General features: G+C 77.6%; 8 protein-coding genes and 1 pseudogene. 6 read left to right on the top strand and 3 right to left on the bottom strand.

Translation table 11 applies throughout. The annotated features are described in order from the left end of the window. The 6 genes and pseudogenes from KJP73_RS17650 to cydC all read left to right on the top strand — a co-directional run. Positions 1–1,346, top strand: a pseudogene (locus KJP73_RS17650) (hypothetical protein); the annotation flags it as partial. Beyond that, positions 1,343–2,602: a hypothetical protein gene (locus tag KJP73_RS17645; RefSeq protein WP_213284191.1), complete on the top strand. Its 1,260-nt coding sequence runs from the start codon at positions 1,343–1,345 to the stop codon at positions 2,600–2,602. The pseudogene KJP73_RS17650 and the gene KJP73_RS17645, both read left to right, overlap by 4 nt. A 101-nt stretch (positions 2,603–2,703) precedes the next feature. Next, positions 2,704–4,110 (top strand): HtaA domain-containing protein, encoded by a 1,407-nt coding sequence (locus KJP73_RS17640; protein WP_213284190.1) that lies wholly within the window; start codon positions 2,704–2,706, stop codon positions 4,108–4,110. A gap of 7 nt (positions 4,111–4,117) precedes the next feature. Further along, positions 4,118–5,266 (top strand): WxL protein peptidoglycan domain-containing protein, encoded by a 1,149-nt coding sequence (locus tag KJP73_RS17635; RefSeq protein ID WP_213284189.1) that lies wholly within the window; start codon positions 4,118–4,120, stop codon positions 5,264–5,266. After that, on the top strand, positions 5,263–7,197 hold the full coding sequence (locus KJP73_RS17630) for an ABC transporter ATP-binding protein/permease (protein WP_213284188.1): 1,935 nt from the start codon (positions 5,263–5,265) through the stop codon (positions 7,195–7,197). The genes KJP73_RS17635 and KJP73_RS17630 overlap by 4 nt, the downstream gene beginning before the upstream one ends. Further along, complete coding sequence (cydC, locus tag KJP73_RS17625) at positions 7,194–8,972, top strand: thiol reductant ABC exporter subunit CydC (protein WP_213284187.1); 1,779 nt, start codon at positions 7,194–7,196, stop codon at positions 8,970–8,972. The genes KJP73_RS17630 and cydC overlap by 4 nt, the downstream gene beginning before the upstream one ends. A 30-nt stretch (positions 8,973–9,002) precedes the next feature. Here cydC and trmB read toward each other — a convergent pair whose 3' ends face one another. From trmB to KJP73_RS17610, 3 genes are all read right to left on the bottom strand, one after another. Further along, complete coding sequence (gene trmB, locus KJP73_RS17620; protein WP_213284186.1) at positions 9,003–9,770, bottom strand: tRNA (guanosine(46)-N7)-methyltransferase TrmB; 768 nt, start codon at positions 9,768–9,770, stop codon at positions 9,003–9,005. A gap of 41 nt (positions 9,771–9,811) precedes the next feature. Beyond that, complete coding sequence (locus KJP73_RS17615) at positions 9,812–10,594, bottom strand: VOC family protein (RefSeq protein ID WP_213284185.1); 783 nt, start codon at positions 10,592–10,594, stop codon at positions 9,812–9,814. 166 nt (positions 10,595–10,760) lie between these two features. Next, positions 10,761–12,185: a UDP-glucose dehydrogenase family protein gene (locus tag KJP73_RS17610; RefSeq protein ID WP_213284184.1), complete on the bottom strand. Its 1,425-nt coding sequence runs from the start codon at positions 12,183–12,185 to the stop codon at positions 10,761–10,763. Positions 12,186–12,472 lie beyond the last annotated feature (287 nt).

Raw genomic sequence — 12,472 nt, 5'->3', positions numbered from 1 at the left:
GGGCCGCGGCTGCCTGGTCCTGGCGGTTCCTCCTGATCGTCGCCGCGGCTGCCGTCGCGCTGTGGATCGTCGGGTACTTCAAGGTCATCGTCGTGGCGGGCGCCCCCCCCCCCCCCCCCCCCGCCGCTGCGCGCCCGCCGCTGCGCGTCCTCGCGACCGGCGTCCTCGTCGCCGCGCTGGCGCTCGCGGGCCTCGTGGCCGTGGCCCCGGCCGCGTCCGCCGCGGCGTCCGTCACGGTGACCGGACCCTCCGGCGGGGCGTCGGCGCCCGCCGACGGGCCGTCGACCCTGCGGGTGAGCGGGTCCGGGTTCCAGTCGGTGCAGGGCGGGCTCGGCGGGATCTACGTCATGTTCGGCTGGGTCGACGACCCGGCGGGCGGCTCGTGGCGGCCGAGCAGCGGCGGGCTGACCGGCGAGGACTACCGGTACGTCCCGGACAGCGAGTCGGCGTCGAACGAGGGCCACCAGAAGTTCGTGGCGTTCCCGGGGTCCGACACCGAGGGCGCGGCCAACGGCGGTGTGCTGGCCGCCGACGGGACGTGGGCCACCGAGCTCTCGGTCCCCGGGCCGCGGTTCACGTCGCAGGACCGCTCCGGCGCCACGACGGAGGTCGACTGCACGCAGGTGCAGTGCGGCGTCATCACCATCGGCGCGCACGGGGTGAAGAACGCGACGAACGAGACGTTCACCCCCGTGTCCTTCGGCGCGGGTGCGGGCGCGGGGGCAGGCGCGCCGGCGACGGGCGGGACCGCGGGAGCCGCGGCCGGGACGCCCGAGACGGCGGTGACCGAGCGCGCGCCCGCGACGCTCGGCGTCGACCAGGCGACCGCCGTGCAGGGCCGGGCGATGACCTTCGCGGCCCAGGGCTTCGAGCCGGGGGAGCAGGTCGTCGCCACCCTGGACTCCGGCGTGGTGTCCGTCGGCCCGCTCACCGCCGGGGCGCACGGCGAGATCGCCGGCATCCTCCAGCTGCCCGCGGACCTGCGGGTCGGCACGCACGTGCTCACGCTCACCGGCGCGCAGTCCGGCCAGGTGCCGCAGGTCGAGCTCACCGTGACCCGCGACCCGGCCGAGGCGACCGCCGCGGACCTCGTGGCGGCCGCAACGCCCGACGACGACGCGGTGCTGCTCGGGCTCGACGCGGCGGAGACGGCCGTCGCCGCGGCCGGCGCCCTGCTGCTGCTCGTGGTGCTGGCGTCGTTCGTGACCGCGCAGCGCCGCCGCCGGGCCGCGCGCCGGGCGGCGGCGCTGCGGGCGGCGGGTCCTCGTGGCACGCCCGCCACGCCGCCGCCCGCGCGCCCACCGGTCGCCGCGACGACCGCCACGACCGCGGGGGCGACCCGATGAGGCGCCTGCTGGCCGCCGCCGGCCTCGGGGTCGCGCTGCTGCTCGGGACGGCACCGGCCGCCCTCGCCGACCCGGCCGGGGACGACCCGGGCCGGATCGCCGTCACGGTCACCGTGCCCGACCGCGGCGCGCAGCCCTTCACCGTCTCCGACGCGCAGCTGCGCTGGTCGCTCAGCACGGAGGCCGGGTCGGGCGCGTACTTCGGGGGCTGCCACTTCCTCATGGCGGGCGTCCCCGGCGCGGACGGCGACACCCACGGCGGCAAGGTGTGGACCGCGACGGACGGGTTCTACCGGGCCGTGGCCGACGACGTCCGGGTCGAGAAGCCGGGGCCCGACGGCACCTACGCGCCGGCCTCGTGGGACACGCGCTGCGCGGCCCGCGACGGCACCACCGTCACCACCGCCAACGGCCTGACCACCGAGACCCAAGTCGTCCTCGAGGGCGGCCGCGGCACGGTCGACCCGGCCACCGGCACCGCGCAGGTCCGCTGGACCGGCACGTTCACCGTCGTGCTCTACGGCGGCCTGACGTACTGGTGGGCGAGCGACCCGGTGCTGACCGTGGCGGCCGACGGCCGCGCGCAGCTGACCGCGACCGCAGGGGGCTTCGGCACCGCGATGGACGACCAGTCGCGGTGGGAGGCGCTGCCGGCCACGACCGTCGTGCTGGCGGACCTGTCGGGTGTCGACGTCGGCGGCGACCTCCAGGGCTTCCGGGCGGTCCCGGCGTACCGCGGCGTGGCGGTCGAGGTGCCGGCCGGTGCGACGCCGCAGCTGCGCGAGGGCGCCGACTGGGGCGCGTTCCCGCAGAGCTTCGTCGACTTCCAGCAGCGCACCGGCCAGGCGGCGTACTGGTACTCCTCGGGCGGGCAGGCGGACGCGCGCAAGCCCGCGACCGCGATGTACGTGTCCTACGACGCGGACCGGCCGCTGACCCCGGTCGACGAGCGGCCCGCGGCGACCGCGGCGCCCGCGTCCGGGTCGCTGCTCGGTGGCGGGAGCGGGGGCAGCGGCGGCGCGCGCGGCACGGCTGCCTCGTCCGCCGGGGACGTCCTCGCCGCGCCCGCGCTGCCCGCCGTCCCCGGCGTGACCGCGCTGACCGTCGGCCGCGCCGCCCCGGGCCTGGTGCCCGCCGCCGCGGCCGCGGGCACGGCGGGGGAGCGCGCGGCGTGGGGCATGACCGGCCTGCTGCTCGCGGGCTCCGGCACCGTCATCGGATTCCGCCGCGGCTGGCTCGTGCTGCCGTGGCGATGAGACCCGGGCGGACGCGAGCGCGCCGCCCGGACCCCCGCGCGCCGCACGGTGCGCGGACCCCCGCCGGTCCCCCGACCGGCACCGACCGAGAGGAACTCACGATGGTGGATGCGAACCGTCACCGAGCGCGGCGCGCCGTCGCCGGCCTGGGGGTGCTGGCCCTCGGGGCCGCCGCCGCTCTGGTGACCGCGCTGCCGGCCGCCGCCGCTCCCGCGAGCGTCGACGACGTGCAGCTGCGCTGGACCCTCAACCAGGAGACGGGCGGCGGCGCGTACTTCGGCGGCTGCAACTTCCTCAGCGCCGGCAAGGCCGGCAACACCGGGTCGTCGCGGGTGTGGACGGAGGCCGACGGCTTCTACGCGTCGTCCGCCGGCGCCGTCACGATCCAGAAGCCGACCGCCGCGGGCGGGTTCGAGCAGCCGACGTGGGCCACGAAGTGCGTGGGCCCGAACGGGTCCGCGGTGTCGCCGGCCCCGGGCAGCAGCACGCTGAACCAGGCGGTGTTCTCCGGCGGCGCCGGCACCGTGGACGTCGCGGCCGGCACGGCGTCGGTGTCCTGGGACGGCGACGTGACCGTGGCGTTCTACGGCGGCATGACGTACTGGACGTTCAGCGACCCGGTCCTCACGGTCGCCGCGGACGGCACGGGGCAGCTCACGGGCACCGCGTCCGGCTACGGCACGTCCATGGAGGACCAGTCGCAGTGGGTCGAGGTCGCCCCCGAGCAGATCGTGCTCGCCGACCTGACCGGCGTGAGCGTCGACGAGGACGGCTTCACCGTCACCCCGGACTACCTGGGCGTCGAGGTCACCCCGGGCACGGGGACCCAGACCCGGACCGGCGCGTCGTGGGGCTCGTTCCCGCAGTCGTTCGTGACGTTCCAGGGCAAGACGGGCCAGACCTCGTACTGGTACTCCTCGGGTGGCTCGGCCGACCCGAAGAAGGTCACGCAGCCGCTCAGCGTGGGCTGGACCGTCGACGCGACCGACCCGGGCACCGACCCCGGCACCGACCCGGGCACGGGCGGCGAGGAGGACGTGGACCTCGAGGTGACCGTCCCCGCGGCACCCGAGCCGACCGGTGAGCTCACGTGGTCCGTCGGCGGCGGCGCCGGCGCGGTCAGCCTCGGCACGGCGCAGGCGGACGCGAGCGCGTTCACCGCGGCGGGGCAGCTGAAGCAGGTGACGGTCTCCGACACCCGCACGTCCGGGAGCGCCTGGACGGTCAACGGCGCGGTGTCGGACTTCACCGGCACGGCCGGGTCGTTCGACGGCTCCGCCCTCGGCTGGACGCCCGCACTGAGCAGCAACACCGTCGGCGCGGTCGCCGGTGCGGCCGTCGCCGCGGGCACCGGCAGCGGCCTGTCCGCCGCCTCCACGCTGGTCTCCGCCCCCGCCGGGCACGCGGCCGGCGCCGTGGCGGTCGACGCGGCGCTCGCGCTGCGCCTGCCGCTCGACACCCCCGCGGGCGACTACACCGGGGTCCTCACCCTGACCGTGGTGGGCTGAGCACGCCGTGACCGACGCCCCCGTCCCCACCCCCCACCGCACGACCACCCGCACGACCACCCGGACGCCCGCGCGCCTGCGGGCGTCCGTCGCCGGGGTCCTCGTGGCGGCCGCGCTGCTGCTCGTCCCGGCGGGCGCCGGCGCGGTGGTCGGCCCGGCCGCGGCCGACCCCACCGCCCTGTCGTGGGGCGTCGTGCCCGCGGAGAACGACCAGGGCGCCGGCCGCGCGAACTTCGCCTACGACGTCCAGCCGGGCCAGGAGGTCCGGGACGCGGTCGTCGTCACCAACCACGGGCAGACCGCGCTCGACCTCGACGTCTACGCGGCGGACGCCCGCACCACCACCAGCGGCCAGCTCGACCTGCTCCCCGCCGACGAGCCGTCCACCGGCGTCGGCACGTGGGTGCAGCTCGACCTGCCCGCGGTCTCCCTCGCCCCCGGTGCGTCCGTCGAGGTGCCGTTCACCGTGCGCGTCCCCGCCGACGCGACGCCCGGCGACCACAGCGGCGGCGTCGTCACCGCGGCCGTGAGCGCCGACGACGGCTCCACGGTGCGCCTGGACCGCCGGCTCGCCCTGCGGATGCACCTGCGGGTCGCCGGCGCGGTCGCCCCGGCCGTCGCCGTCGAGGGCCTCACGGTCGAGCACCGCGGCACGGCGAACCCGCTCGGCGCCGGGACGGTCGTCGTCCGGTACCGGGTCACGAACACCGGCAACGCCCGGGTCCTGCCCACGGAGGCGGTCACCGTCGCCGGCCTCGCGGGCACCCGGCGCACCGTGCCGTCAGCCGCCGCCGACGCCGAGCCGCTCGAGGTCCTGCCGGGGTCGAGCCTGGAGCGGGAGGTCGTCCTGGACGGCGTGCGGAGCCTCGGGCCCGTCGACGTGCAGGTGCAGGCCGTCGCGACCGCCGTCGGGCTGGGCGGCGGGGCGACGGCGCGCGCCGCGGCCGAGGCCTCGGTCGTCGCGGTCCCGTGGGCGCTCGTCGCGCTCCTGGTGCTGGTCGTCGCCGCGGGCGTCGCGCTGCTGCTCCGGCGGCGCCGGACCCGCGCCGGTGTGAGTCCTGTCGCACCGGGCTCCCCGGAGAGCGGGACGTCGGGGGCAGGTGGCAGGGTGCTTCCCGACAGCCCGCGCCCGCACGACGGAGGACAGCCCGCATGACCGCCCCGCACGCCGCGACCCCCGGTGGTCACCCCGCGCGCCCGGGCGGCGGGCACCCCGGGCGCACGGGCGGCGGTCACCCCGGGCGCCCGGGCGGTGGTCACCCCGGGCGGCCCGGTGCGGGGCCCGTCGGCCCGCCCGTCGTCCCGACCCCGCCGCTGCCCCGGCGCGTGAGCGTCGTGCCCGCCGTGCTGACCTGGGTGGTCGCCGCGGGCACCACCGCCGTGTACCTCGCGCTCGGCTCCGTGCTCGACGGCGCGCGCACGGGCGCCGGCGTCCCCGGCGGGGCGCTCGTGGCGATCGTCCTGGGCGTGGTCGTGATGGCCGCCGCCGCGTTCGCCGGTCCCCGGCTGAGCCTCGGCGCCGTCGGCCCGCGGGAGACCGAGCGGCGTGACGTCCTGCTGGACCAGGTGTTCCGCCTGGGTGTGGCGTTCCGGACGCAGGAGCGCTCGGGCCGCTTCGTCTCGACCGCCACCGACGGGGTCGAGCGCGCCGCGTCCTACGAGGCGACGTTCCGGTTCCCGATCATCGCCTCGATGACCGTCCCCGTGATCGCCCTCGTGGCGCTGGGTGCGGCCGTGGACTGGGTGGTGGCCGGCTGGCTCGCCCTCGCGCTGCCCGCGATCCCGCTGCTCGTCGGCGGCTTCCAGCGGGCCTTCCGCGGGGTGTCCGTGCAGTACCGGATGACCGCGCGGCGGTTCGCCGCGCAGTTCCTCGACGCGATCCAGGGCCTGCCCACCGCCACGGCGTTCAACCGGGCGGCCGCCAAGGGCGCCGAGCTCGCCCGCGGGGCGGAGCAGCTCCGGCGGATGGTCATGAGCCTGCTCGCGCGCAACCAGCTCGTGCTCCTGGTCATCGACTCGTCCTTCTCGCTCGCGATGGTCACCGCGGCGGCCGGCCTGGCGATGGTGCGGCTCCGGGACGGGGCGATCACCCCGGGCCAGGCGGTCGCCGTGGTCCTCGTCTCGACCGTGCTGCTGGAGCCGCTCGACCGGGTCGGCCAGTTCTTCTACGTCGGCATGGGCGGACGGGCCGCGGTCCGGGAGATCGACACGGTGCTCGCGCAGCGTGCCGTCGCCGCCGACGCGCCCGGCGTGCGCGCACCGGCCACGACGACGCTGCTGGTGCCGGACGCCGACCGCGCCCCCGACCGCTCCGGCGCCCCCGCGCCCGAGGCGGTCGCGCTCGACCACGTCTCCTTCGCCTACCCGGGCGGCCGGCCCGTCCTCGACGACGTGTCCTTCACCGTCCCGCGCGGGGGCCGCGTCGCCCTCATCGGCCCGTCGGGTTCCGGCAAGAGCACCGTCGCCGCGCTGCTGCAGGCGCACCTGCGCCCGGGCGCCGGTCAGGTCCGGGTCGGCGGGCACGACGCGACCACCGTGCCGGTCGACTGGGTCCGCGCCCAGACCGCGGTCGTCGCGCAGAGCACGTACCTGTTCACCGGCACGCTCGCGGACAACCTGCGGCTCGCCGCTCCCGAGGCCGACGACGAGCGCCTGTGGCACGCCCTCGCGCAGGCGAACCTCGCGGACGACGTCCGGTCCTTCCCGGACCGGCTCGCCACCCGCGTCGGCGAGCGCGGGCTGTCCCTGTCCGGCGGCCAGGCCCAGCGGCTGGCCGTGGCGCGGGCGCTGCTGAAGGACGCGCCCGTGCTGCTGCTCGACGAGCCGACCAGCCAGGTCGACGCCGCCTCGGAGGCAGCCCTGGTCGAGGCGCTCGACCGGGCCGGCGAGGGGCGGACCGTCGTCCTCGTCGCGCACCGGCTCAGCACGGTCCGCGGCGCGGACGAGGTGCTGGTCCTCGCGGAGGGCCGCATCGTCGAGCAGGGACCGCCGGACCGGCTCGGCAGCATCGACTCGTACTACGCCCGCGCCCTCGACCTGTCCGGCGTCGCCGGCGGGCCGCTCGCGGCGCAGGAGGCCACGCCGTGAGCACCGCCGCACCCGCTGCACCCCTCGCTCCCGCCGCCCAGGCCGCACCCGGGACGCCGCCGGCGCCCCTGTCCCGTGCCGCCGTGTCCCGCCGCCTGGTCCGGTTCGGCCGGCCCGTGCTCGCGCCGCTCGCCGCCTCGCTGGTCTGCCGGGTGGCGGGCCAGCTGCTCGGGATCGCGCTGCTGGGCGTGTCGGCCTGGGGCGTGGCCCGGGTCGCGCAGGACCCGGCCGCGCTGGTCGCCCCGGTGGTGTGGACGCTCGTCGTGCTGTCGCTGGTCAAGGGCGTGCTGCGCTACCTGGAGCAGTTCACCGGCCACGCCGTCGCGTTCAAGGCCCTGGCGATGCTGCGCGTCGACTTCTACGACCGGCTCGCGCCGCAGTCGCCCGCCGGGGTGCTGTCCCGGCGCACCGGCGACCTGGTGAACCGCGCGACCAAGGACGTCGACCGGGTCGAGGTGTTCTTCGCCCACACGCTGGTGCCGGCCGTCAGCGCCGTCGTGGTGCCCGCGGTCGTGCTGGTGGTGCTCGCCGTCGGGTACGACCCGGTGCTGGCGCTCGTGCTGCTGCCGTTCCTCGTGCTCGTCGGGGCGGTCGTCCCCGGCTGGGGCCGGACGCCGAGCGCCGCCGCCGCCACGCACGTCCGGGCCGCGCGGGGCCGGCTCGCGCAGCTCGTCACCGAGTCGCTGCAGGGCGTCCGGGAGGTGCTCGCGTCCGGGGCCGCGGGCCGCCGCCGCGCCGAGGCCCGCGCCGTCTCCGCCGAGGTGCACGCCGGGCTCGGCACGCTCGCCACCTGGACCGCCCGCCGCCGGGCCGCGAACTCGGTGCTCATGGTCGGCGCGGTCGTCACCGTGGCGCTGGTCGGCGCCGCGCGCGTGTCGTCCGGCGCGCTCGGCTGGCCGGCGTACGCCGTCGCGGTGGTGCTCGCGCTCGCGGTGTTCACGCCGGTGCTCGCCGTCGAGGACGTCGCCCCGGACCTGGAGCAGGCGTTCGCCGCCGCGCGCCGGCTCTGGCGGGTCACCGACGCCGCGCCCGCCACCACGTCGCCCGCGCACCCCGTCCCCGTCCCGGCCGGGCCGCTCGACATCCGGTTCGAGGGCGTGTCGTTCACCTACCCGGCGCCCGAGGTCGACCCGGACGACCCCGCGTCGGCGGCCCCGCCCCGCGACCGCCGTCCCGTCCTGCACGGCCTCGACCTGCACGTGCCCGCGGGCGGCACCACCGCGGTCGTCGGCTCGTCGGGCTCGGGCAAGTCGACCCTGGTGAACCTGCTGACCCGCGCGTGGGACCCGGACGCCGGGCGGGTGCTGCTGGGCGGGGTGGACGTCCGCGACGTCGCCCTGGAGGACCTGCGGCGGCACGTCGCGGTCGTCGGCCAGAGCACCTACCTGTTCAACGACACCCTCGCCGCGAACCTGCGCCTCGCCGCGCCCGACGCGACCGACGAGCAGCTCGTCGAGGCGTGCCGCCGTGCCGCGCTGCACGACGCGGTCCTCGCCATGCCCGACGGGTACGACACCCGGGTCGGGGAGATGGGCGAGCGGCTGTCGGGCGGGCAGCGGCAGCGGGTCGCGATCGCGCGGGCGCTCCTGCTCGACGCGCCGGTGCTGGTGCTCGACGAGGCGACCAGCCAGCTCGACGTCGCCACGGAGGCCGAGATCCAGGACGCCCTGGTCGAGGTGTGCCGGGGCCGCACGGTGCTGGTCATCGCGCACCGCCCCGGCGCCGTCCGCACCGCCGACCGCGTCCTGCGCATCGACGACCTGAGCCGCGCGTAGGCGACGTCCGGCTCGGCCGGTCCCGTCGGCTCAGGCCGTCCGGGTCGCGATCACGTCCCGGGACGCGCGGCCCGCGTCCAGGCCGCGGCGCTCGAAGCGGGTCTCCGGGCGGTGCGCCGGGCGCGGCGCGAACCCGCGGTACGGGTTGGTCAGACCCGGGTCGGCGTCGACGACCTCGAGCATCTGCTCGGCGTACGGCTCCCAGTCCGTCGCGCAGTGCAGGGTGCCGCCCACGACCAGCCGGCTGCGGAGCAGCGCGACGTGCTCCGGCGCGATGATCCGCCGCTTGTGGTGCCGCGCCTTCGGCCACGGGTCCGGGAAGAACACGTGCACCGCGTCCAGGGAGCCCGGCGCGACGACCCGGCGCACGAGGTCCAGCGCGTCGCCGTGCGCGACCCGCACGTTCGTCAGGCCGCGGTGGTCGAGCAGCACCAGCAGGTTCGCGATGCCCGGCAGGTGCGCCTCGACGGCCAGGTAGTCCCGGGAGGGGTCGGCCTCCGCCATCGTCGCGGTCGCCTCGCCCATGCCGGAGCCGATCTCGAGCACCACGGGGGCGGTGCGGCCGAACAGCCGCTGCGTGTCGAGCGTGCCGTCGGGCAGGGTCGGCGCGAGGCCCAGCGTCTCGTCGTGCACGGAGAACCCGAGCCGCGGCCACAGCCGTTCCAGCGCCTCGGCGCGGCGCTCGCCGAGCCCGGCCCGCCGGGGGTGGTAGGTCCGGACCGGCTCGCCGGCGGTCTTCTTGGCGTGCCGGAAGGCGTCGCCCGGCCGGGCGTCGTCGGGGGCGTCGGGAGCGGGCACGGCGTCGAGGGTAGCCGTCGCCGGCCGCCCCACTCCGTGCGTCACCCGGCGGGCGGGCTGCTCGGCTCGTCCGTCGACATCAGCCAGAACCGCTCCCCGAACGGCCCGGTGACCCCGGCGAGCCGCCCGTAGGGCGTGTCCTCCGGCTGCGCGAACACCGCGCCGCCCAGCCGCACCGCGGCGGCCGTCGTCGCGTCGGTGTCGGGGACCGCGAAGTACACGGCCCACTCGGGCGGCTCCCCGCCGCCGCCGACGCCCCCGACCGCGCGGCCCTCGACCAGCAGCGTCACGTAGTCGAACCCGGGCGCGCTGATGTCGTCGAGCGCGTACCCGAACGCGGCGCGGTAGAACTCCTTCGCGTCCTCGAAGCGCGGGGACAGGTGCTCGTTCCAGATCATCGCGCCCGGCTCGTTCACGACCTGCGCGCCCACGGAGATCCCCGCCCGCCAGAGCGCGAACGTCGCCCCGGTGGGGTCGCGGAGCACCGCCATCGCGCCGAAGTCCATGACGTCCATCGGCCCGGCGAGCACCTCCGCCCCGGCTGACACGGCGCGCTCGACCGACGCCCGGACGTCGGAGGTCGCGAGGAACGTCAGCCACGCCGCCGGACCGTCCCCGGAGCCGCCCGGCAGCACCCCGCTCAGCGCGGCCGCGCGCCGCCCGCCGACCAGGGCCTCGCTGTAGAACCCCGTCTCCTCGGGGCCGACCTCGAACTCCCACCCCAGCAGGTCCGCGTAGAACCGGCGGCCGGCCTCCAGGTCGGGGACGGCGAGCTCCGCCCAGCAGGGGGTGCCGTCGGGCCAGGGCTTGTCGTGCACGCTCATGCTCGTCCTCCTCGACGCGGGCCCGCCGGCCGGCGAGCGGTGCACACCCATCCGACCACCTGCCTCCGACAGCGCGCCAGACCGCACGCGAGAGGGGCGCCCCCGCGGTCCGGCGTGCGGGTGCACGCCGTCCCGCCGGGACGCCCCTCGTCGTCGGTGCTGCGCCTCAGGCGGCGGTGCGCCCCAGGCCGGCGAACTGCCAGCCGGCCGCACGCCAGCGCGTCGGGTCCAGCTTGCCGCGCGCGTCGACGACCCGCGGGGTCGCGGCGAGGCCGGCCAGCTTGTCGGCGTCGGCGTTCGCGAACTGGTCCCACTCGGTGAGGACCAGGACGACGTCGGTGCCCTCGACGGCCTCCTCCATCGACGTCGCGTACGACAGCGTCGGGAAGGAGCGGCGCGCGGTGTCGCCGGCCTCCGGGTCGAACACCGTGACCTGGGCGCCGCGCAGGTGCAGGGCCGCCGCGACGTTCAGCGCCGGCGAGTCGCGGACGTCGTCGGTGTCGGGCTTGAAGGCCGCACCGAGCACGCCGATCCGCCGGTTGAGGACGGAGCCGCCGCAGGCCTCGACCGCCATGTCCAGCACGCGCTCGCGCTGGCCCATGTTGATCTCGTCGACCTGCTGCAGCAGCGCGGACGCCCGGTAGGCGCCGAGCTCGTTCGCGCGGTGCATGAGCGCGCGGATGTCCTTGGGCAGGCAGCCGCCGCCGAAGCCGAGGCCGGCGTTGAGGAACTGCCGGCCGATGCGGACGTCGTGCCCGAGGGCGTCGGCGAGCACCGTGACGTCGGCGCCGGCCGCGTCGCAGACCGTGGAGATCGCGTTGATGAACGAGATCTTCGTGGCGAGGAACGCGTTGGCGCTGACCTTGACCAGCTCGGCGGTCGGCAGGTCGGTGACGACCACCGGGGTGCCCTCGGCGATCGGGCCGGCGTAGACCTCGCGCAGGGTGGCCTCGGCGCGGGCGCTGGTGCCGCCCATGACGATGCGGTCGGGGTGCAGCGTGTCCTCGACGGCCTTGCCCTCGCGGAGGAACTCGGGGTTCCACACGAGCTCGACGTCCAGGCCGGCGGGGGTGTGCTCGGCCACGAGCTCGCGGAGCCGCGCGGCGGTGCCGACCGGGACCGTGGACTTGCCGACGATCAGCGCGTCCTTGGTGATGTTCTGCGCGATGGTGGTCGCCGCGGACTCCACGTAGGCCAGGTTCGCCGCGTGGCTGGTCTTCATCTGCGGGGTGCCGACGCAGATGAAGTGCACGTCGCCCCACGCCGCCGCGGCGGCCAGGTCGGTGGTGAACGTCAGGCGGCCGGTGTCCAGGTGCTTCTCCAGCAGCGGGTCCAGCCCGGGCTCGAAGAACGGCACCTTGCCGGCGGCCAGGGCGTCGACCTTGCCCTGGTCGGTGTCGGCGCCCATGACCTCGAAGCCGAGCTCGGCCATCGCGACCGCGTGGGTCGCGCCGAGGTAGCCGGTGCCGAAGACGCTGATCCGCAGCGGGGCGGCGGCGGTGCCGGGCTGCGCGGCGGGCTGCTCGGCAGCCTGCTCGGCGGCGGCCAGCTCGGACGAGAGGGCGGCGGCGGAGAGTGACGCGTCGTTCATGGGAGTGCTCCTCACGGTGGGGCGCGGGTGGCGGGGAGTGCGTGGCCGGCGGTTCACGGGGTGGCCGCCGGGGTCGGGACGGGCGTCGCGGACGGCGACGCCGTGGGGGCCGGCGACGCGGTGGGCGTCGGGGCCGGGGTGGGCTCCGGGGCGGGCGGCGCCCGCGGGGGGGGGGGCCGCCCCGCCCCGGGGGGGGGGGGCGGGGGGGCCGCCCCCCCCCCCGGGGCCCGGCGCGGGGGCGGGGCGGCCGGGGGGGCCCGGGCCGTGCCCGCGGCCCGGCGGCCGGG

Source organism: Cellulomonas hominis, assembly GCF_901521055.1.
Lineage (GTDB): Bacteria > Actinomycetota > Actinomycetes > Actinomycetales > Cellulomonadaceae > Cellulomonas > Cellulomonas endometrii.
The sequence above is the reverse complement of the archived record's forward strand: the minus strand, read 5'-3'. Positions and strand labels throughout refer to the sequence as shown.

Excerpts from the sequence above, each read along its gene's own strand:
- KJP73_RS17645 (WP_213284191.1), top strand. The coding sequence starts at position 1,343 with ATGAGGCGCCTGCTGGCCGCCGCCGGCCTCGGGGTCGCGCTGCTGCTC.
- KJP73_RS17640 (WP_213284190.1), top strand. The coding sequence starts at position 2,704 with ATGGTGGATGCGAACCGTCACCGAGCGCGGCGCGCCGTCGCCGGCCTG.
- KJP73_RS17630 (WP_213284188.1), top strand. The coding sequence starts at position 5,263 with ATGACCGCCCCGCACGCCGCGACCCCCGGTGGTCACCCCGCGCGCCCG.
- KJP73_RS17615 (WP_213284185.1), bottom strand. The coding sequence starts at position 10,594 with ATGAGCGTGCACGACAAGCCCTGGCCCGACGGCACCCCCTGCTGGGCG.
- KJP73_RS17610 (WP_213284184.1), bottom strand. The coding sequence starts at position 12,185 with ATGAACGACGCGTCACTCTCCGCCGCCGCCCTCTCGTCCGAGCTGGCC.